This window comes from Ramlibacter sp., from assembly GCF_029866045.1.
In the GTDB taxonomy this organism is placed as follows: Bacteria; Pseudomonadota; Gammaproteobacteria; order Burkholderiales; family Burkholderiaceae_C; genus Ramlibacter.
The window spans coordinates 1-20,204 of record NZ_JARXAB010000043.1 but is presented as its reverse complement, the minus strand read 5'-3'; the positions used below and the strand labels follow the sequence as shown (position 1 = coordinate 20,204).

The window sequence follows — 20,204 nt, the reverse complement described above, 5'->3', positions numbered from 1 at the left end:
ACACCGGCAAAACCTGGACAGCAGCGGCTTCCTCGAAGGCGTGGTGATGCCACAGGAGCTCATCAAGATACTGTCCAAAATCACTGGTGCGGCGACCACCACCGACGAAGCACGGGATCGACTCTCCGCCCAGGTGGCAGGCCTGGGCCGTCTGTGCCAGCTCGAGGCCACACCTGCGCTGCTGCAAGAAACATGGCACGCCCTCAACCGAATCTGGGGGCACCGTGATGCGGCGGGGGGTGATCGCCAGGCCCAGGAGCGGATTGCGTCGGGGTACCGGGCGCAGGCCAAGGAAATGATCAACTTGCGCATCCTCGCAGATCATTCCATCGAGAGGCTGAGGCCCCAATACCACCTGAACCTGCACTGGCTGCGCGCGCCCATGGCCGACCTTCATTTGGACGACCTGCAGGTAGCCGATGTGCGTATAGCTGACCTTCCTGTCGCTGACCCGCGGGTGGCCGATCAAGCGCAACTTGAGCGCCCCCGCGCTGCGGCGCCGGATACTGCCATCACGGTTGTGGAAAGCGACTTCCTGAGAACGCCGACCGCTGCCGCAGCCGCTCGCTGAAAAGGGGCCGCCCGGGGCGAGCCGATGCGGGATTGGTCAAATTGTTCCGAATTCAGCCCTGAACCTTGGCTTGTGCAAGCCACCCAAGCCCCGGGCCGGCCTACAAACAGGTCTTTGCAAATTCGAGCCGTGGGGTGAGAGCCCTGCGCATGCGCCAAGCGAGACCTGCACACTGAGTTCTTCAAGCGCCGCTTGCTTCCAGGGCCCTGCGCCCATGGGACATGCGGCGCCCTCGTCTCGCCGGCGCCGTCGGCCCGGACGCCTGAGGCCGCGTGAAGCCTGCCGCGCAAAAGCCCAGCACCCGAATCCACCTGCGCAAGCTTTCCGGAGGAAGGGCAGCCCCAGGAGGGGGCGCCGACGGCCCGACGCCCACCGCGGCGGCGGCGGCCACGGCGACTGCCTTCGCACCTTCACCTGTACCTTCACCTGCAACTCCATCTGCACCTGCACCTGCATCTACCAGGCCGACCCGGGACCCCGGTCAGCTGCACAGCGCACCGGCCACCCTGCACGAGCCCGCAGGTGGTTGGGGCCTGCGGCACCGCGGCGCGGTCATCGCCGTGCCTCATCCCGCTCTGATGGCCTCGTGGGCCGGCGGTCTGACCGCAGCCGGGCTGGTGATGGCGCGCTTGCTGTTCGCGTCGGTGCAGTCGCGTCGCACCGACCCGGTCCCGGGCGTCAGCCTGGCGTCGCGACTGAGAGGGTGGGGAGGCCGCGCCTCCGAAGACGCCTCAGGCGAGGTCGTGACCACTTTCGCAGGCCTGCAAAGTTTGATTCGGGACCTGCAGGAAGGCCGGGGCGATGACTGGGACGAGGACCAGGAGGCGCTGGCCCTGGGGCGCATGGCGCGCGTGGCCACCACGCCCCGCTGGATCCGCCATGCCGGCGAATCCGGCGAGCTGCCGCTGACGCTGGAACTGCTCACCGGAGAGATCGAGGCGCGCTGCGGCCGCAATCGGTTGAACAAGGATCCGCTCAAGGCGGCCCTGCTCACCCTCGCTGGCTGCCTGCCCGAGCAGGAGTCCGATCCGAGGCGCGCCAAGGCGATCGCACGGCGACTGCTGCAGTCTGTGCGCGATCACGCAGCCGCCGACCCGGCCCAGGCCATGCGGGACCGGGCGGACTTTCTCCTCATCCTCAACGATCAACCGTATTTCCGATCGCGCCCGATCCGGGTCTGGGCGGAAGATCGGCAGCCCTACATCGAGCATCTGGCGCAGGTGGCCTGGACCCTGGTTGAGAGATCGCAGGAGCCCCGCCTGCCCATTCGGCACCTCGCGGTGAACGGTCAGGGCGTAACGGGAGGAGTCTGGATCGGCGGGGCCAGCTGGGAGCCCACGTTCAAGAGCTGGGAGGCGACCCGGCTCGCCAATTCACTGGTCATGGCGCTGGCCCAGGCCGCGCCGGAGCCTGTGTCCCCAGAGATGCGCCAGGCGCTATGGCATCGGGTGCAGTGCGTGCCGACCGACGCTAGGCAGCCGACCACCGCCCAGCGACGCGCCGCCTGCCTGCTGGCGCGCCTGGGCGGGCTGTCCCTGACCCTGCCAGCACCCGACGCGGAGCTGTGGCGCGATGCGCCCATGGCGGTCTGGCGGGCGCTGCATCGGCTTGCCACCCATTACCCGCGTGACCCGGCCTTCCGGGCCTTGGGGCAGCGCGCGACGCAGTTGCCCCAGGTGCTGCAGGCACTGGCCCACACCCGGCTGGAAGACCTGGCGACCGAGATCCGCCACCTGCTCCACCTCCTGAACCCTTCTGGGCGGCCACCGCGCCAGCAGATCGGCCACCTGGACGCAATCAGACGGCACCTGGCGCTGCGGACAGATCTGAGGGGCGGCGCCTTCCTCGAGGGCATCGCCAGCCCCAGGGATGTGGCTAGGCTGCTGGCATCGCTGGATGGCCGCGAGGCCGAGACAGAAGCAGAGCGCCACACCCTCTCGGCGCAGATCACGCAAATGCCCCGGCTGTGCCAGCTGCGAGCATCGCCCGGGCTGCTCGAAACCGCGGACCGCGCGCTGGCGCGGGTGTGGCATGCGCAGCGAGCCAGGGAGATTGGCGCTCCCGCCAGACCGGAGCCGTCGCAGGACGACTACAAGGCGCAGGTGCGCGCCAATGCCCAACTGCGCCTCGTCCCCAACCACGCCCTGCCCTCTCTCGGGGTCCAGCGGCATCTGCGCCTGGCTTGGCGGGAGGGTTGATGCGTCCGTTCAGACGAGGGTGACGCTGTCAACATCAAGCCACCCTCATCACGCGACCCATATCAAGCTACCAGTTGCGCGTGCATCTCCTGCACCGAAATCACGCCCAGGTGGTCCATCGCCTTCATCCCCGCCACCGCGGCCTCGGCGCCGGCGATGGTGGTAAAGGTGGTCACGCGGGCCAGGAGCGCCGAGGTGCGAATCGCGCGGGAGTCGGCGATTGCGTTGCGGCGCTCCTCCACGGTGTTGACCACCATGATGATGGCGTTGTTCTTGATCATGTCGACCACGTGCGGGCGGCCTTCGGTGACCTTGTTGACGGTCTCGCAGGGCACGCCGGCCGCGTTGATGGCCGCCGCGGTGCCCTTGGTGGCCAAGAGCTCGAAGCCCAGGCTCACCAGCTCACGGGCCACCTTCACCGCGCGCGGCTTGTCGCCGTTTTTCACCGTGAGGAACACCTTGCCGGTGGACTGGCCATCGGCGTCCTTGGCGCGCGGCAGGCGGGTACCGGCGCCGAGCTGGCTCTTGACGAAGGCCTCGCCAAAGGTCTTGCCCACACCCATCACCTCGCCGGTGGACTTCATCTCCGGGCCGAGGATGGTGTCCACACCTGGGAATTTGACGAAGGGGAACACCGCTTCCTTCACGCTGAAGTAAGGCGGCGTCACTTCTTTCGTGATGCCTTGCGAGTCGAGCGACTGGCCGGCCATGCAGCGCGCCGCCACCTTGGCCAGCTGAATGCCGGTGGCCTTGGAGACATAGGGCACGGTGCGTGAGGCGCGCGGGTTCACTTCCAGCACATAGATCACGTCCTGGCCGTCCTTGTGCTGGATGGCGAACTGCACGTTCATCAGGCCAACCACATGCAGTGCCTTGGCCATGGCCGAGGTCTGGCGCTTGAGTTCGTCAACCGTGGCGGCAGACAGCGAGTAAGGCGGCAGCGAGCAGGCGGAGTCGCCCGAGTGCACACCGGCCTGCTCAATGTGTTCCATCACGCCGCCGATGAAGGTGCGCTGGCCGTCCGAGAGGCAGTCAACGTCGCACTCGATCGCGTCGTTGAGGAAGCGGTCGAGCAGCACGGGCGAGTCGTTGGAGACTTTCACCGCCTCGCGCATGTAGCGCTCGAGGTCGCGCTGCTCGTGCACGATTTCCATCGCGCGGCCGCCCAGCACATAGCTGGGGCGCACCACCAGCGGGTAGCCCAGGGTGCTGGCCTTTTCGAGTGCCTCGGCCTCGGTGCGGGCCGTGGCGTTGGGCGGCTGCTTGAGGCCCAGCTCGCGGAGCAGGGCCGAGAAGCGCTCGCGGTCTTCGGCCGCGTCAATCATGTCGGGGCTGGTGCCGATGATGGGCACGCCTTCGGCCTCGAGGCCCAAGGCGAGCTTGAGTGGCGTCTGGCCGCCGTACTGCACGATCACGCCCAGGGGCTTTTCCTTGTCGACGATCTCGAGCACGTCTTCCAGCGTGACCGGCTCGAAGTAGAGGCGGTCGGAGGTGTCGTAGTCGGTCGAGACCGTCTCAGGGTTGCAGTTGACCATGATGGTCTCGTAGCCGTCCTCGCGCATGGCGAGGGCCGCATGGACGCAGCAGTAGTCAAACTCAATACCCTGGCCAATGCGGGTGGGGCCGCCACCCAGAACCATGATTTTTCTCTTGTTCGTCGGCGCGGCCTCGCACTCGTCCTCGTAGGTCGAGTACATGTAGGCGGTGTTGGTGGCGAACTCGGCAGCGCAGGTGTCGACGCGCTTGTACACCGGGCGCACATTCAGCGCCTTGCGCTGCTCACGCACCGCCTTGTCGTGGGTCTTGAGCAGCTTGGCCAGGCGCCGGTCGGAGAAGCCCTTGCGTTTGAGCATGCGCAGCTGGCCCGCGTCGAGCGAGGTCAGAGCGCCCTCGCCCTTCGAGGCGGTGAGCTTGTCCAGCTCCAACTCGATCTTCACGATCTCTTCGATCTGCACTAGAAACCAGGGGTCGATCTTGGTGATATCGTGCACTTCCTGCACGCTCCAGCCGGCGGCGAAAGCGTCGCCCACGTACCAGATGCGGTCCGGGCCCGGCGCGCCCAGCTCTTTTTCGAGCAGCTCGCGGTCCTGGGTCTTCTCGTTCATGCCGTCCACGCCCACTTCCAGGCCACGGAGGGCCTTCTGGAAGCTTTCCTGAAAGGTGCGGCCCATGGCCATCACCTCACCCACCGACTTCATCTGGGTGGTCAGGCGCGAGTCGGCAGCGGGGAATTTTTCGAACGCAAAGCGCGGGATCTTGGTGACGACGTAGTCGATCGAGGGCTCGAAGCTCGCTGGCGTGGCACCACCGGTGATGTCGTTGCGCAGTTCGTCGAGGGTGTAGCCCACCGCCAGCTTGGCCGCCACCTTGGCAATCGGAAAGCCGGTGGCCTTGGAGGCCAGGGCGGAGGAGCGAGACACCCGGGGGTTCATCTCGATCACGATCATCCGGCCGTCTTTGGGGTTGATCGAGAACTGCACGTTGGAGCCACCGGTGTCCACCCCGATCTCGCGCAACACCGCCAGGGAGGCGTTGCGCATGATCTGGTATTCCTTGTCGGTCAGCGTCTGCGCCGGGGCCACGGTGATCGAGTCGCCGGTGTGCACGCCCATGGGGTCCAGGTTCTCGATCGAGCAAACGATGATGCAGTTGTCCGCCTTGTCGCGGACCACTTCCATCTCGTACTCCTTCCAGCCCAGGAGCGACTCTTCGATCAACAGCTCGTGGGTGGGCGAGGCCTCGAGGCCGCGCTTACAGATGGTCTCGAACTCTTCCGGGTTGTAGGCAATGCCGCCGCCGGTGCCGCCTAGGGTGAAGCTCGGGCGAATGACGGTGGGAAAGCCCACCGTCTTTTGCACGGCCCAGGCCTCGTCCATCGAGTGGGCAATGCCCGAACGCGCTGAACCCAGGCCGATCTTGGTCATGGCCTCCTTGAACTTCTGGCGGTCTTCGGCCTTGTCGATGGCCTCGGGGGTGGCGCCAATCAGTTCGACCTTGTACTTGTCAAGAACGCCCTGGTGCCAGAGGTCGAGAGCGCAATTGAGCGCGGTCTGTCCGCCCATGGTGGGCAAGATGGCGTCGGGCCGCTCCTTGGCAATGATCTTCTCGACCGTCTGCCAGGTGATGGGCTCGATGTAGGTGACGTCGGCGGTGGCCGGGTCGGTCATGATCGTCGCAGGGTTGCTGTTGATCAGGATGACCTTGTAGCCCTCCTCGCGCAGGGCCTTGCAGGCCTGAACGCCGGAGTAGTCGAACTCACATGCCTGGCCGATGATGATCGGGCCGGCGCCGATGATGAGGATGCTCTTGATGTCTGTGCGCTTGGGCATGGCTTTAGCTCCCGCTGGGCCGCCCCGAGGGAGCGAAGGCACCCTCGGGGGGCAGAGAAACGGCGAAGCCGTGAACGTGGGGGCTCATATTCATTTCTTCGTGGGGTCCATCAGGGAGGTGAACCTGTCGAACAGGTAGCCGATGTCGTGGGGACCGGGCGAGGCCTCCGGGTGACCCTGGAAACAGAACGCCGGCTTGTCGGTGCGGGCCAGGCCCTGCAGCGTGCCGTCGAACAGGCTCACGTGGGTGGCGCGCAGGCTGGCGGGCAGGGTCTTCTCGTCCACCGCAAAACCGTGGTTCTGGCTGGTGATGGAGACGCGGCCGGAGTCGAGGTCTTTCACCGGGTGGTTGGCGCCGTGGTGGCCGAACTTCATTTTGAAGGTCTTGGCACCTGAGGCCAGCGCCAGAATCTGGTGGCCCAGGCAAATGCCAAACGTCGGGTAGCCCGCCTCGATCAGCTCGCGGGTCGCGGCAATGGCGTAGTCGCAGGGCTCCGGATCGCCCGGGCCGTTGGACAAAAACACGCCGGTGGGGGCGAGCTTCTTGACCTCGCTGGCCGGGGTCTGGGCCGGCACCACCGTCACGCGGCAGCCGCGCTCGGCCAGCATGCGCAGGATGTTCTTTTTGACGCCGAAGTCGTAGGCCACCACGTGGTAGCGCGGGCTTTCGAGCTTGCCGTAGCCGCTGCCCAGACGCCACTCGGTCTCTGTCCAGTCGTAGGGCTGGGCGACGGAGACCACCTTGGCCAGGTCCAGGCCGCTCATGGCCGGGGCCTGGCGGGCTTGGGCAAGGGCGCGGTCCACATGCGCGGGGGTGATGGCCTCGCCGGCCGCCAGGGCCAGGATGCAGCCGTTTTGCGCGCCCTTCTCACGCAGCAATCGGGTGAGCTTGCGGGTGTCGATGTCGGCAATGGCCACCGTGCCTTCGCGGCGCAGGTACTCGGCGAGTGTGGCGGTGCTGCGGAAGTTGGAGGCGATGAGCGGCAGGTCGCGAATGATCAGGCCCGCGGCGTGGACCTTGCCGGCTTCGACGTCTTCCTCGTTGACGCCATAGTTGCCGATGTGCGGATACGTCAGCGTGACGATCTGCCGGCAGTAGCTGGGGTCGGTGAGGATTTCCTGGTAGCCGGTGAGGGAGGTGTTGAACACCACCTCACCGCTGGTGGAGCCGGTGGCTCCGATCGAAGTGCCAGTAAAGACCGTGCCGTCTGCGAGCGCCAGGAGGGCGGAAGGCTTGGACGCCTGTTGAGACAAAAGCACTGGGTTCTCCGGATGATTCGGGTACGCCCAAACACAACCGGTGGCTATTTGCCCGCGTGGTGACGGGCGACCGGTGTTGCTTTTGTTCAGGGGATAGGCTGGGGTTGCGCTAGGCGTACGGGTTTGCGGGAAAGCCGCTGATTATAGCCCCGCCCAGAAGGGGTCCCACTCGGAAACAGGGCACACAGGCCCCTGCGGCACGGGGACTTTCAAGCCCCTTCAGGGCCTGTCCGGGCCGCGGCGCTGGCGTGCAGGCAGATGGCGGCCGCCGTGGCCACGTTGAGGGACTCCTCGCCGCCCGGCTGGACGATGCGAACGGACCCGGTGCACAAGGCGGCGGCGCCCTCGCCCACCCCCTGCCCCTCATGGCCGAACACCCAGGCACAAGGCCAAGGCAGCGCCTTGCGGTGCAGCCACTCGCCGCTGTGGGAGCTGGTGGCCAGGCGCGGCATGGCCAGGAGGCCCAGGGCTTCGGGCTCGGCGGATTCAATCAGGGACAGCCCAAAATGCGCCCCCATGCCGGCGCGCAGCACCTTGGGTGACCACAGGGCCGCCGTGCCTTTGAGGGCCAGCACTTGGGAAAAACCAAAGGCCGAGGCGCAGCGCAGGATGGCGCCCACATTGCCGGCGTCCTGCAGCCGGTCCAGGACCACCGTGGCCGCACCGGTGTCGACCGACGGCGTGGCAGGCAGCGGCAGCACGAAGCCCATGCGAGCCGGCGATTCGAGCCCGCTGATGGACTGAAACAAGGCGTCGGGCAGGACGACGGTGCGCACCAAGGCGGCGGCGTCCCCCAGGCTCAGTGCGCCGTTTTGCTCCCACAGGCTCTGGGCATACACCGCCACCTCGGGCTGGCCGCCGCGGGCCAGCAGCGCCCGGCACAAGTGGTCGCCCTCCAGCCAGGCGCGGCCCTGGCGCCTGGAGGCGGCCCCGTCCTGGGCGAGACGGCGCAAGTCCTTGAGCCAGGGGTTGTCCCGGGACTGGATGTGGGTGAGGGTGTCGGCCATGCGCGGGGGTGCAATCAAGGAACGGTCTGGAGGCAATCAGGGGTGCAGGCAGCTTCTCGGGCCCGCTCTCAGGCCACCAGCAAGGCCGCCACCGGTGCGAAGCCGCGCCGGTGCTCGGGGCACGGCCCATGAACCCGCAAGGCCTCCAGATGCTCGGCGGTGCCATAGCCCTTGTGCCGGTCGAAGCCGTACTGCGGAAATTGTGCGTGCAGCGCGTCGCACCAACGGTCACGGTGCACCTTGGCAATGATCGACGCTGCGCTGATCGCGGCGACCTTGGCGTCACCGCCCACGATGGCCTCGCACAGCACCTCCAGGCGCGGCAGGCGGTTGCCGTCGACCAGCACCTTGGCCGGCTTGAGACGCAGGCCCTCCACCGCCCGCTGCATGGCCAGCATCGTGGCCTGCAGGATGTTGAGGCGCTCGATCTCCTCCACCCCGGCCTCGCCGATGCTGCAGCACAGTGCCTTGGCGCGGATCTCGTCGTAGAGGCGCTCGCGGCGCAAGGCGGTCAGCACCTTGGAGTCGGCGAGACCAGCGATCGGGCGCGCGTCGTCCAGGATGACGGCGGCGGCCACCACCGGGCCAGCCAGCGGCCCGCGCCCGGCTTCGTCCACCCCGGCGATCAGGCCCACCGGGTCCCAGTCGAGGGCGCACTGCACCGGCGCTGGCAGGCGGCCTCGCCCACCACGGCGGGGCGCATCAGGCCTGGAGGACGCGTTCAATGGCATCGGTGGCGAGGGCGGCGGTGTCAATGGCAAGCTGCTCGTGCAGGCCGGCAAAACGGGCTTGCAGTGCGGTGATTTTCGCCGGGGCGTCGAGCCAGCCCATCACCGCCCGCGCCAGCAGCTGGGGCGTGCAGTCGTTTTGCAGCAGTTCGGGCACCGCCATCTCACGCAGCAAGATGTTGGGCAGGCCCACCCAGGGCTGCAGCGCCTGGCGCTTCATGATCTGCCAGCTGAGGAGGTTCATCCGGTAGCCGATCACCATGGGCCGTTTGTACAGGGCCGCCTCGAGGGTGGCGGTGCCGCTGGCGATCAGGGTCACGTCGCAGGCTGCCAGCACCTCGTGCGAGCGGCCGGCCACCACCTTGACCGCGTCCCACATACCCGCCCGAGCCACCGCCTCGCGGATACGGCCCTGGAGCGCAGGCACCGCCGGAATCACGATGCGCAGGCCCGGCCGCTTGATCCGCACGCGGTAAGCCGCCTCCAGAAAGACATCGACCAAGTACTGCACCTCTGAGGCGCGGCTGCCAGGCAAAACCGCCAGCACCTCGCCACGCTCGGGCAGACCCAGCGCTCGCCGCGCGGCGCTGCGGTCGGGTTGGCGGGGGATGACGCTGGCCAAAGGGTGCCCGACGTAGGTGGCGGGGATGCCGTGCTGCGCCAGGAGTTCGGGCTCGAAAGGAAACAGGCACAGCACATGGTCGGCTGCGCGCCGGATCTTTTCGATCCGGCCGGCGCGCCAGGCCCAGATGGAGGGGCAGACAAAGTGCACCGTGCGCAGCCCGCCCTGGCGCAGGTCCGCCTCGAGATCGAGGTTGAAGTCGGGCGCATCAACGCCAATGAACAGGTCGGGCCGGTCCGCCATCAGCAGCCGGTCCTTCAGTTCTTTGCGGATACGAACGATGCCGCGGTAGTGGCGCAGCACCTCGATATAACCACGCACTGCCAGGCGCTCGGACGGCCAATCCGCCCGAAAACCGTTGGCGCCCATCACCGGGCCGCCAATGCCCCAGGCTGATAGGTCGGGCCAGCGCTTGCGCATGCCCTCGAGCAACAGGCCTGCCAGCAGGTCGCCGGAGACCTCGCCCGCGACCATGCCAAGCCGAAGGCTCATGGCCGCGCCCTGCCCCGAGCGGCCTGGGTGGCGCGGGCCGTGACCTGCCTGCTCACCGAACGATCCCGCGCTGGGCCGAAACGCCAGCCAGGAAGCCGCTCATCATGTCGACGTCGGGCTGCGCCTCGGGTGCCTCCTGCGCCAAGGCCGCGATGCGGGCCTGGGCCTGCTCCAGGGTGAGACCATCGCGGTACAGCGCCTTGTGCATCGCCTTGACCGCGCTGATACGCGCCGCCGAAAAGCCCCGGCGCCGCAATCCCTCGTAGTTCATCGAGCGGGCCGCCGCCGGCTGGCCCTGGCTCATGACAAAGGGCGGCTGGTCGGCAAAAAGCAGCGAGCACATGGCGGTCATGCCGTGGGCGCCAATGCGCACGAACTGGTGCACCACGGTAAAGCCGCCCAAAATGACCCAGTCGCCCACCTCCACATGGCCGGCCAGCTGCGAGTTGTTGGCGAAGATGGTGTGGTTGCCAATCACGCAATCGTGGGCAATGTGCACATAGGCCATCAGCCAGTTGTCGCTGCCGATACGGGTGACACCGCCGCCACCGGGCGAGCCGATGTTGAAGGTGGTGAACTCGCGGATGGTGTTGCGGTCGCCGATCACCAGCTCGCAGGGCTCGCCCGCGTACTTTTTGTCCTGCGGAATTGCGCCCAGGGAGGCAAACTGAAAAATGCGGTTGTCTCGCCCGATGGTGGTGTGACCCTCAATCACGCAATGCGGGCCGACAGTGGTGCCGGCACCGAGGGTGACATTCGCGCCGATGACGCTGTACGGACCAATCGTCACCGAGGGGTCGATGCGGGCCCCTGGCGCAACGATGGCAGTGGGATGAATGTTCTGGCTCACCCGACCACCCTCAGGCGATGCGGCGCATGGTGCACATGAGTTCGGCCTCGCAGGCCACCTCATCGCCCACCCGGGTGACGCCCTTGAACTTGTAGATGCTGGCCTTGGACCGCTCGAGGCTCACTTCCATGGTGAGCTGGTCGCCTGGCTCGACCGGGCGCTTGAAGCGCGCGCCGTCAATACCGGCGAAGTAGTACACCGTCTTGTCGTCCGGGGTCACGCCCTCGGTGGCAAAAGACAGCAAGGCGGCGGCCTGGGCCATGGCTTCGAGAATGAGCACGCCGGGCATCACCGGCCGGTGCGGAAAGTGACCAGTGAAAAAAGGCTCGTTGATGGTGACGTTCTTGATGGCGACGATGCGCTCACCCTTGGTCAGGCTCAGAACACGGTCCACCAGCAAGATGGGGTAACGGTGCGGCAGCTGTTTGAGGATCTGATGGATGTCCATCACGGCTTGTTCAGGCATGGTTCTTCTCGAGTGCTTTGATGCGGTCACGCAGCGAATGAAGTTGTCGCAGCGTGGCGGCGTTCTTCTCCCAGGAGGCATTGTCGTCCAGGGGAAAGACGCCGGTATAGAGCCCGGGCTTGGCAATCGACCGGCTCACCAGCGACATGGCCGAGATGTGCACATGGTCGGCAATGGTCAGATGGCCCACGATGCCGGTTTTGCCGCCGATGGTGCAGTGCGCGCCAATGCGGGCGCTGCCGGCAATGGCCACGCAGCCGGCAATCGCGGTATGGCGCCCAATGCGCACGTTGTGCCCCACCTGAATGAGGTTGTCGAGTTTGACCCCGTCCTCAATCACGGTGTCTTCCAGCGCGCCGCGGTCGATGCAGGTGTTGGCGCCGATCTCGACATCGTCGCCGATGCGCACCGCACCGAGCTGTTCTATCTTTTCCCAGGCGCCCTGGTGCGGGGCAAAGCCGAAGCCGTCGGCGCCGATCACCACGCCCGGATGCAGCACGCAGCGCTCACCGATGATGCAGCCCTCAGACACGGTCACCCGCGACTTGAGGACAGTGCCCGCGCCGATGCGCGCACCGCGCTCCACCACGCACAGGGCCCCGATGCGGGCGCTGGGGTGCACCTGTGCACCTGGGTCGATCACTGCGCTGGGGTGAATGAGGGGGCCCGCTTGCGCCGGTCCCTGCCGGGCCTTCCACAAGCGGGTGAGGCGGGCGAAATAAAGGTAGGGGTCATCGGCCACGATGACGGCACCGCGTGCGCTTGCGGCCTCCCGCAAGGCCGGACCCACGATGACACAGGCCGCCTTGGAGGCGGCCAGTTGCGGTTGGTAGCGGGGGTTGCTCAGAAAGCTGAGCTGGGTGCCCGAGGCTGACTCCAGTGGCGCCAGCCCCTCGATGGGCTGGCCGGGGTCGCCCAGCAGCTCCCCACCGAGCGCCTGAACGATGTCACCCAGTCTCAGCGTCACCTCACCGGCTCGCGGCGGCGTTGAGCGCGCGAATCACCTTGTCGGTGATGTCGTGCTTGGGATTGATGTAGACCGCCTCTTGCAGGATGAGGTCGTACTTTTCCTGCTCGGCCACCTGCTTGACCACCCGGTTGGCCCGCTCGAGCACCTGTTGCAGCTCTTCATTGCGGCGGGCACCGAGGTCTTCTTGGAACTCACGGCGCTTGCGCTGCAGCTCACGGTCTTGATCAGCTAACTGGCGCTGCCGCTGCTGGCGCTGACTCTCGGACAGGGTGGGCGCGTCGCGCTCAAACCTTTCGGAGCCCGTCTTGAGGGAAGCCTGGAGGTCATTGATTTCTTTGTCGCGCTTGGAGAACTCTTGCTCCAGCCGGGATTGCGCGGTTTTGGAGGCATTGGCGTCGCGCAAGATGCGATCGGTATTGACAAAGCCGATGCGGAACTCTTGGGCCACGGTGGGCGCCACCAGCGCCATGGCACCCAGAAGCCCGAGGGCCCAACGAACGATGAGTTGCTTCATTAGAAGGAGGTACCGATCTGGAATTGGATTTTTTCGATTCTATCCCCGGAGAACTTGCGCAGTGGGTGGGTATAGGCCAAGCGCATTGGGCCCAGGGGAGAGATCCAGGTGACGCCCGCACCGAGAGAGGAGCGCAGCGTGCTCAGGTCAAGCTTCTCATCAGGGCCGTAGACGTTACCCATGTCAACGAAGCCATAGAGCCGAATAGTGCGGTCGTTACCCGTCCCCGGGAGCGGTGCCAGAAGTTCACCGTTCAGAGCGATCTTGCGGTTACCGCCCACGATGGAGCCAGTGACGTCACGCGGGCCCAGGGTGCCCGGGGCGAAGCCTCGGACAGAACCCAAACCACCGCCGGTGTAGCTCTTGAACACTGGGTAACTGGAGTTGCCCAGCGCCTGGCCCCAGCCGAAGTCGGAGTTGAAGGCCAGGGTGTACTGGCGGTTCAATGGGACGTATTGCTGGAACTGATAACCGGCGCGGAAATAGTGGACGTCGCCAAAAGGGCTCAGCTCACCATTGGCCCGCTGTAGCCGGCCGCGCGAGGGAATCAGGGCGCTGTCGCGGTCGTCGCGGATCCATCCCACCGTGAAGGGGAACATGACGCTTTTGTAGCCCACATCGCGGGCAAACACGAGGTAGGACGCCGGAATGGCCGCCCCTGTCACGATGTTGTTTTGCTCCACCCCGGCGCCAAAGTTGACCGTGTCAACCTCGGTGAAGGGCACGCCAAAGCGCACACTGGCGTTGGTGGTGACCACCCGATAGCTACCCCCTTGATCCAGGTAGGGCCGCACATCACGGTGCGACAACTCCCAGGCACGAGACACCCCGTCCGCCGTGTAGTAGGGGTCGGTGGTGTTGATCGAAAACACCCGGTTGTATTTGCTGGCGTTGACGTTCGCGGACAGAAAGCGGCCGGACCCGAAGGCGTTGTCCTGGCTGATGCCAAAGCCCAGACTCAGGTTTTCGGTGGAAGAAAAGCCAGCGGTCAGCTGGATGGCACCGGTCGGCTTTTCCTCGACAACAACATTCAGGTCCACCTGATCAGGTGCGCCTGGCACCTCCTGGGAATCGATCGCCACGCTCTTGAAGTAGCCCAGGCGGTCGACCCGGTCACGGGAGCGGCGAATGCGGTCGCCGTCGTACCAGCTGGCCTCGAGCTGGCGAAACTCCCGCCGGATGACCTCGTCACGGGTTCGGTTGTTGCCGGCGATGTTGATGCGCCGCACATAGGCGCGGCGGCTGGGCTCTGCCAGCAGGGTGATCTGCACCCGGCCGGTGGCGCGGTCCACCTCGGGGCGCGCCTGCACTTGGGCAAAGGCATAGCCAAAGTTGCCAAAGTACTCGGTGAAGGCGCGGGTGGTGCGGGTGACCTCGTCGATGTTGTAGGGCTGGCCTGGCTTGATCGCAACCAGGGCCTTGAACTCCTCGTCCTTGCCGAGGAAGCTCCCCTCCAACTTGACGGCACTGACCACAAAGCGGTCGCCCTCGGTGATGTTGAGGGAAATGCTCACGTCTTTTTTGTCAGGGGAGATCGCGACCTGGGTGCTGTCGATCGTGAACTCCATGAACCCGCGCTGCAGGTAGTAAGAGCGCAGGGTCTCCAGGTCGGCGTTGAGCTTGGTGCGCGAGTACTGGTTCGACTTGGTGTACCAGCTCATGAAGGTGCCAGTGTCCTGGCTGAACAGCCCCTTGAGCGTGGATTCGCTGAAGGCGCGGGCGCCCACGATGCGCAGCTCACGAATGCGGGCTGGCGGCCCCTCATTGATCGAGAAGGTGAGGTTGACCCGGTTGCGCTCGACCGGGGTGATGGTCGAGATGACTTCCGCCGCGTACAGGCTGCGGGTGATGTATTGACGCTTGAGTTCTTGCTCGGCGCGGTCGGCCAGGGCTTGGTCAAAGGGTCGGCCGTCGGCGAGGCCGATTTCGCGCAGCACTTTGACCAGTACGTCTTTATTGAACTCGCGCAGGCCAGTGAAGTCGACGCTGGCGATGGTCGGGCGTTCCTCGACCAGCACCACCAGCACATTGCCCCGCACTTCCAGGCGAACGTCCTTGAACAGGCCCAGGGCAAACAGCGAGCGGATTGCCGCGGCGCCCTTGTCGTCCTCGTAGCGGTCACCCACCCGCACCGGAATAGAGGCGAACACAGTGCCCGGCTCGACCCGCTGCAGGCCCTCGACACGGATGTCGCCGATGGTGAAAGGCTCGACGGCCCAAGCCTGCGCCGCGAAGAGGGTGGCCAGCAGGCCGCCCAGAAGGCGCCGGTAAAGGCCCCTGCCCACTGCGGCACGGAGGGCCGGGAGCAAGGAACCGAAGAAGCCGACGCGCTGGATCATTTGGTTCATGGGTTGTTCAGAAGGCGCGTGAGGTCGTTGAACAGGGCAATGGCCATCATGGCCAGCAAGATCGCCACGCCCGCGCGCTGGAGCCGCTCCATCCATGCGTCGGACACACCCCGACCGGTCACCATCTCCCAAAGATAATACATCAGGTGTCCACCATCGAGGACGGGTAGCGGCAGCAGGTTCAGTACGCCCAGGCTGACGCTGACCATGGCCAAAAAGACCAGGTACTGTGCAAGCCCCTGGCTGGCCGACCGGCCCGCGTAGTCGGCGATGGTCAGCGGCCCGCTCAGGTTGGACAGCGAGGCCTCGCCCACCACCATCCGCCCCAGCATCCGCAGCGACAGCACCGACACCTCCCAGGTGCGCTGCGCCCCAGCCACCAAGCCCTCCCAGGGGCCCTGGCGTACCAGCGCCATTTCCGGCGGCGCCCCCACATGGGCTCCCACCCGGCCGATGGAGAGGCCCCGCTCCTGCGCCACCTCGGGCCTCACCGACAGTTCGACCTCGCGCCCGGCCCGCTCGATGCGCCAGGGGGCTGCCGCTGGGGGGGCGCCCTCGGCGCCCTGGCGGCGTATCCATTCGCGCAGTTGCTGTCCGTCGACCACCGCCTGCCCACCCACCGCCAGCACCCGGTCGCCCACCTGCAGGCCGGCGCGATCGGCCGCCCCCTCGGGCACCACCCGGCCGATCACCGGCTGGGACAGGGGCGACACAATGCCGATACGCCGCAGCAAGGAAGCGTCGGCATCGCTGGCGCCGAGCTGTGAAAGCGGCAGCCGCAGCTCCCGGCTGGCGCCGCCGCCGGCCGGCGCCACTTGCAGCCACAGATCGTCGCCCTCGATCGCCGCACGCATCAAGCGCCAGCGCAGTTCGTCAAAGGAGTCGACCGGGTCTGAGGCGATGGCGCCCGTGCGGTACCCGCTACGGCCCTCCGTGCGATCTTCCTGGCCCTGCGCCTGGCCCTGGCGAGGCCCCTCGCCATCTGCCGTCCCCGTGGCCAGCACCTCCTCGCCGCCGACCAGGCCTGCGCGCTCGGCCAGCGAGCCGGCCACCGGCGCCGAAAGCAGCGCGCGCGGCGACTCCTGCCCCACCCAGGCCGCTGCGGCATACAGCAGCACCGCCAGCGCCAGATTGGCCAGCGGCCCGGCGGCCACAATCAGAAAGCGCGCGCGCAGCGGTGCTCGGTTGAAGGCCCGATTCAACTCGGACGAATCGACCGCCCCCTCGCGCTCGTCGAGCATGCGCACATAGCCGCCCAGCGGCAAGGCGCACAGGGTGAACTCGGTGTCCTGGCCGGGGCGCGGGTTGCGGGGCTTCCAGCGCCGCAGCACCGGCCCGAAACCGACCGAAAAGCGCAGCACCTTCACGTCAAAGGCAATCGCGGCGCGGTAGTGCCCGTACTCGTGCACGGTGATCAGCAGCCCCAGGGCCACCAGAAAAGCAAAAGCAGTGAGCATGGGATGGGTGTAGCGCGCGGGCTGTTGGCTCGGTCAGCCGAATCAGGCGAGCGCGCCAATGCGCTCAGTCGCAACGCGGCGGCTGCGCGCGTCGAGCGCCAACAGGTCATCGAGGCTGCGCGGATGCTCAGGCTGCACCGCCGACAGCGTGGCCAGGTTGAGGGCGTGGATCTGGTCGAAGCGAATGCGCCGCTCCAGGAAGGCGGCCACCGCCACCTCGTTGGCTGCGTTGAGCACCGCGGTCGTGCCAGGCGCCGCCTGCAGCGCCTGCCAAGCCAGGGCCAGACCCGCGAAGCGCTCACGGTGACCGTGGCTGTCCAGCGACTCAAAGCGCAGGTCGGACAGGGCTGAAAAATCAAGCGGCTGCGCGCCCGAGGCAATTCGCTCAGGCCAAGACAGGCCATAGGCAATGGGCACCCGCATATCGGGCGTTCCCAATTGCGCCACCACCGAGGTGTCGCGGAACTGCACCATCGAATGCACCACGCTTTGCGGGTGAATCACCACCTCCAGCCGCTCGGGCGCCAGCCCGAACAGGTAGCGGGCCTCGATCACCTCGAGCGCCTTGTTCATCATGGTGGCCGAGTCCACCGAAATCTTGCGGCCCATCACCCAGTTGGGGTGCTTGCAGGCCTGCTCGGGCGTCACCTCGCGCAACTGCGCCGGTGACCAGGTGCGAAACGGTCCCCCGGAGGCGGTGAGGATGATTTTCTCGACCCGTGCCTCCCAAGTCGTCCGGTCCTCGGGCAATGCTTGGAAGATGGCCGAGTGCTCGCTGTCGATCGGAAGCAAGGTGGCGCCGCCCTCGGCCACCGCATCGAGAAAGACGTCGCAACCCACCACCAGGGCCTCCTTGTTGGCCAGCAGCAGGCGCTTGCCGGCGCGTGCCGCTGCCAGGCAGGGCGCAAGGCCAGCAGCGCCGACGATGGCCGCCATCACCATGTCGACCTCCGGGTGGGCGGCAATCTCGGACATGGCGCCCGGGCCGGCCAGTACCCGGGTAGGCATACCCTCGGCGGCAAGGCGGTCAGACAGTTGCGCGGCGGCTGCAGCGTCGGCCATCACCGCAAAGCGCGGCCGAAACTGGGCGCACTGCGCCAGCAGGGGCTCCACCTGGCGCGCGGCGCTGAGCGCGAACACCTCAAAGCGGTCCGGATGACGGGCGATGACGTCCAGGGTGTTGGTGCCGATGGAGCCGGTAGCGCCCAGCACGGTAATGCGTTGTCGAGTCATGCGAGGCCTGAAGTTGCAGCCAGCATCATCGCCAGCGGGAGCACAGGAAGCAAGGCATCGACGCGATCGAGCACGCCGCCATGCCCCGGCAGCAGGCCGCTGGAGTCTTTGGCGCCCGCGGCGCGCTTGACCAGAGACTCGACCAGATCCCCCACCACGCTCATCGCGGCGAGGAACAGCAAGGAAAGCACCAGCAGCACGGGCCCTTGCTCGCCCAGGCGGGTGTAGAGGCTGGCCGACCAGCCGCCGGCCACACCCCAGGTGGCGTCGACCTGCCGCCAGACCAGGGCCACTGCCAGCACCGCCAGCATGCCGCCCCACACGCCCTCCCAGCTCTTGCCGGGGCTGATGGCCGGTGCCAGGCGCACCGAGACCAGGCGCAAGCCAAAGGCTCGGCCCGCGAAATAAGCGGCCACGTCAGCGGCCCAGACCAAAACGAAAACGGACAACAGGAAATTGATGCCGATGGCGCGGGCCTGCGCCAGCGCCAGCCACGCCAGCCACAGCAGCAGCACCCCCACCACCACCCGCAGGCTCTGGGCCAGGTGGGGCCATCCGGCCACACCCCGACGCAGCACCCACGCGCCGCCCAGCACCCACAGCACGCCGGCCCCGGCCCACAGCACCGGCAGTGGCCGACCCACCAGGCCTGCCTGCCAGGCCAGGGCGCACAGCGCCAGGCAGGCGGCGCCACACGCCAGGGAGCCAGCACGGGCCAGACCATTGAGGCGGCCCCATTCCCAGGCACCGGCGGTGAGCAGCACCAGCACCACCACCGCAAACGGGATGGGGCTGGACCAGAACAGCGCAGGTAGCAACACCGCCAGCAGGGCCAGGGCGGTGATCACGCGTTGCAGCAGCATGGTCGGATCGGTGCGCTCAGGCGGCCTGCCGCTGCGAGGCTGCCAGCGCCAACCGCACCTGCTCGGAGGTCTTGCCAAAACGGCGCTCGCGCCGGGCGAAGTCGGCCAGGGCGGCGTCCAGGTCGGCGGGGCCGAACTCGGGCCAGAGCTTCTCCGTGAAATACAGCTCGGTATAGGCGGCCTGCCACAGCAGGAAGTTGCTGATACGGTGCTCGCCTCCGGTGCGAATCAGCAGGTCGGGGTCGGGCACATGGGCCAGGGCCAGGGCACCGGCGAGGCTGTCAGGAGTAATCGCACGGCCGTCCTTGGCCAGTCGGGCGGCGGCCTGAGCGATGTCCCAGCGACCACCGTAGTTGAAGCAGATGTTGAACACCAGCCGATCATTGCCCGCGGTCAGCGCCTCGGCATCGGCCAGGTGTGCCTGCACCTTGGGCGAGAGGCGGCTGCGGTCGCCCACGAAGTGCAGCCGCACCCCTTGCGCATGCAGGGGAGTGATCTCGCGCTCCAGCGCATTGGCCAGCAGGTCGAGCAGGCCAGAGATCTCGTCGGGCGGACGGCTCCAGTTCTCGGAGGAGAAGGCAAACACGGTGAGCACCTTGACCCCCCGGTCGCCGCAGTGACGCACGCAGGTGTGCAAGGCGTCGAGGCCCCGCTTGTGGCCAGCCAGGCGCGGCAGATAGCGCGACGACGCCCAGCGGCCGTTGCCATCCATGATGATGGCGACATGGTGGGGAATGGTGGCGGTCACGGCCCGACCTGTGGGATGAGGCGCTCGGTGATGAGGCGCTCTGTGATGCGGCGCTCGGCGATGCGGCACACGTGCGGTGACCGGCGCAGGCGTGACAAGCGGCTGGGGCAGCGGGCTCGCGCAGGGCGTTCGCGCGGCGCAGGCTCGGCTTGGTCGGACACCGGGGCCGCTCAGACCGCCAGGATTTCTTGTTCCTTGGCGGACACCAGGGCGTCGATCGAAGCAATGTGCTTGTCGGTCACCTTTTGGATGTCGGCCTCGGCGCGCTTTTGGTCGTCTTCGGACGCGAGCTTGTCCTTGACCAGCTTTTTCACCTGCTCGTTGCCGTCGCGGCGCAGGTTGCGGACCGCAATCTTTGCGCTCTCGCCTTCGTTGCGCACCAGCTTGGTCATTTCCTTGCGGCGCTCTTCGCTCATGGCGGGCATGGGCACGCGGATCAGCTCGCCCATGGAGGCCGGGTTCAGGCCCAGGTCGCTCTCGCGAATGGCTTTTTCGATCTTGGCGCCCATGCCCTTTTCCCAGGGCGTCACGCCGATGGTGCGGGCGTC

Annotated in this window: 17 protein-coding genes; 2 read left to right on the top strand and 15 right to left on the bottom strand. The window is 67.0% G+C overall.

Annotated features, from left to right (window positions below; genetic code table 11):
* Both QE494_RS04995 and QE494_RS04990 read left to right on the top strand, forming a co-directional pair.
* Positions 1 to 571, top strand: a 571-nt coding sequence (locus QE494_RS04995) for a hypothetical protein (RefSeq protein WP_300041807.1), incomplete at its 5' end; no start/stop codon positions are given.
* 578 nt (positions 572 to 1,149) lie between these two features.
* Positions 1,150 to 2,769 (top strand): hypothetical protein, encoded by a 1,620-nt coding sequence (locus QE494_RS04990; RefSeq protein ID WP_300041806.1) that lies wholly within the window; start codon positions 1,150 to 1,152, stop codon positions 2,767 to 2,769.
* 62 nt (positions 2,770 to 2,831) lie between these two features.
* Here QE494_RS04990 and carB read toward each other — a convergent pair whose 3' ends face one another.
* The 15 genes from carB to frr form a co-directional block, all read right to left on the bottom strand.
* On the bottom strand, positions 2,832 to 6,098 hold the full coding sequence (gene carB / locus QE494_RS04985; RefSeq protein WP_300041805.1) for a carbamoyl-phosphate synthase large subunit: 3,267 nt from the start codon (positions 6,096 to 6,098) through the stop codon (positions 2,832 to 2,834).
* A gap of 90 nt (positions 6,099 to 6,188) precedes the next feature.
* The gene (gene carA / locus QE494_RS04980; RefSeq protein ID WP_300041804.1) at positions 6,189 to 7,358 is read right to left on the bottom strand and encodes a glutamine-hydrolyzing carbamoyl-phosphate synthase small subunit; all 1,170 of its coding nucleotides are present in this window, start codon (positions 7,356 to 7,358) and stop codon (positions 6,189 to 6,191) included.
* Between the two features lie 209 nt (positions 7,359 to 7,567).
* Entirely contained in the window at positions 7,568 to 8,365 is a 798-nt protein-coding gene (locus tag QE494_RS04975) for an RNA methyltransferase (RefSeq protein WP_300041803.1), read from the bottom strand.
* Positions 8,366 to 8,433: 68 nt separating this feature from the next.
* The gene (rnhB, locus tag QE494_RS04970; RefSeq protein ID WP_300041808.1) at positions 8,434 to 9,039 is read right to left on the bottom strand and encodes a ribonuclease HII; all 606 of its coding nucleotides are present in this window, start codon (positions 9,037 to 9,039) and stop codon (positions 8,434 to 8,436) included.
* Between the two features lie 28 nt (positions 9,040 to 9,067).
* Positions 9,068 to 10,207 (bottom strand): lipid-A-disaccharide synthase, encoded by a 1,140-nt coding sequence (lpxB, locus tag QE494_RS04965; RefSeq protein ID WP_300041802.1) that lies wholly within the window; start codon positions 10,205 to 10,207, stop codon positions 9,068 to 9,070.
* A gap of 52 nt (positions 10,208 to 10,259) precedes the next feature.
* On the bottom strand, positions 10,260 to 11,057 hold the full coding sequence (lpxA, locus tag QE494_RS04960) for an acyl-ACP--UDP-N-acetylglucosamine O-acyltransferase (RefSeq protein WP_300041801.1): 798 nt from the start codon (positions 11,055 to 11,057) through the stop codon (positions 10,260 to 10,262).
* A gap of 10 nt (positions 11,058 to 11,067) precedes the next feature.
* The gene (gene fabZ, locus QE494_RS04955) at positions 11,068 to 11,523 is read right to left on the bottom strand and encodes a 3-hydroxyacyl-ACP dehydratase FabZ (protein WP_300041800.1); all 456 of its coding nucleotides are present in this window, start codon (positions 11,521 to 11,523) and stop codon (positions 11,068 to 11,070) included.
* Positions 11,516 to 12,490 carry a UDP-3-O-(3-hydroxymyristoyl)glucosamine N-acyltransferase gene (lpxD, locus tag QE494_RS04950; RefSeq protein WP_300041799.1) on the bottom strand — a complete coding sequence of 325 codons (975 nt, stop codon included), beginning with the start codon at positions 12,488 to 12,490 and terminating at the stop codon, positions 11,516 to 11,518. Before lpxD ends, fabZ begins: the two co-directional genes overlap by 8 nt.
* Before the next feature lies 1 nt (position 12,491).
* On the bottom strand, positions 12,492 to 13,007 hold the full coding sequence (locus tag QE494_RS04945; RefSeq protein WP_300041798.1) for an OmpH family outer membrane protein: 516 nt from the start codon (positions 13,005 to 13,007) through the stop codon (positions 12,492 to 12,494).
* Positions 13,007 to 15,355 (bottom strand): outer membrane protein assembly factor BamA, encoded by a 2,349-nt coding sequence (bamA, locus tag QE494_RS04940; protein ID WP_300041797.1) that lies wholly within the window; start codon positions 15,353 to 15,355, stop codon positions 13,007 to 13,009. Before bamA ends, QE494_RS04945 begins: the two co-directional genes overlap by 1 nt.
* Positions 15,352 to 16,812, bottom strand: a complete 1,461-nt coding sequence (gene rseP, locus QE494_RS04935) for an RIP metalloprotease RseP (RefSeq protein ID WP_300041796.1) — start codon at positions 16,810 to 16,812, stop codon at positions 15,352 to 15,354. The genes bamA and rseP overlap by 4 nt, the downstream gene beginning before the upstream one ends.
* A 42-nt stretch (positions 16,813 to 16,854) precedes the next feature.
* The gene (gene ispC / locus QE494_RS04930; RefSeq protein ID WP_300041795.1) at positions 16,855 to 18,045 is read right to left on the bottom strand and encodes a 1-deoxy-D-xylulose-5-phosphate reductoisomerase; all 1,191 of its coding nucleotides are present in this window, start codon (positions 18,043 to 18,045) and stop codon (positions 16,855 to 16,857) included.
* Positions 18,042 to 18,908: a phosphatidate cytidylyltransferase gene (locus tag QE494_RS04925; RefSeq protein WP_300041794.1), complete on the bottom strand. Its 867-nt coding sequence runs from the start codon at positions 18,906 to 18,908 to the stop codon at positions 18,042 to 18,044. Before QE494_RS04925 ends, ispC begins: the two co-directional genes overlap by 4 nt.
* Positions 18,909 to 18,924: 16 nt before the next feature.
* Positions 18,925 to 19,656 (bottom strand): polyprenyl diphosphate synthase, encoded by a 732-nt coding sequence (uppS, locus tag QE494_RS04920; protein ID WP_300041793.1) that lies wholly within the window; start codon positions 19,654 to 19,656, stop codon positions 18,925 to 18,927.
* Positions 19,657 to 19,826: 170 nt separating this feature from the next.
* Positions 19,827 to 20,204: ribosome recycling factor (gene frr / locus QE494_RS04915; protein WP_300041792.1), on the bottom strand; the 378-nt coding region annotated here is incomplete at its 5' end.

Coding starts and splice junctions, on each gene's coding strand:
- QE494_RS04990 (WP_300041806.1), top strand. CDS start 1,150: ATGGCCTCGTGGGCCGGCGGTCTGACCGCAGCCGGGCTGGTGATGGCG.
- carB (WP_300041805.1), bottom strand. CDS start 6,098: ATGCCCAAGCGCACAGACATCAAGAGCATCCTCATCATCGGCGCCGGC.
- QE494_RS04975 (WP_300041803.1), bottom strand. CDS start 8,365: ATGGCCGACACCCTCACCCACATCCAGTCCCGGGACAACCCCTGGCTC.
- lpxB (WP_300041802.1), bottom strand. CDS start 10,207: ATGAGCCTTCGGCTTGGCATGGTCGCGGGCGAGGTCTCCGGCGACCTG.
- fabZ (WP_300041800.1), bottom strand. CDS start 11,523: ATGCCTGAACAAGCCGTGATGGACATCCATCAGATCCTCAAACAGCTG.
- QE494_RS04945 (WP_300041798.1), bottom strand. CDS start 13,007: ATGAAGCAACTCATCGTTCGTTGGGCCCTCGGGCTTCTGGGTGCCATG.
- bamA (WP_300041797.1), bottom strand. CDS start 15,355: ATGAACCAAATGATCCAGCGCGTCGGCTTCTTCGGTTCCTTGCTCCCG.
- rseP (WP_300041796.1), bottom strand. CDS start 16,812: ATGCTCACTGCTTTTGCTTTTCTGGTGGCCCTGGGGCTGCTGATCACC.
- ispC (WP_300041795.1), bottom strand. CDS start 18,045: ATGACTCGACAACGCATTACCGTGCTGGGCGCTACCGGCTCCATCGGC.
- QE494_RS04925 (WP_300041794.1), bottom strand. CDS start 18,908: ATGCTGCTGCAACGCGTGATCACCGCCCTGGCCCTGCTGGCGGTGTTG.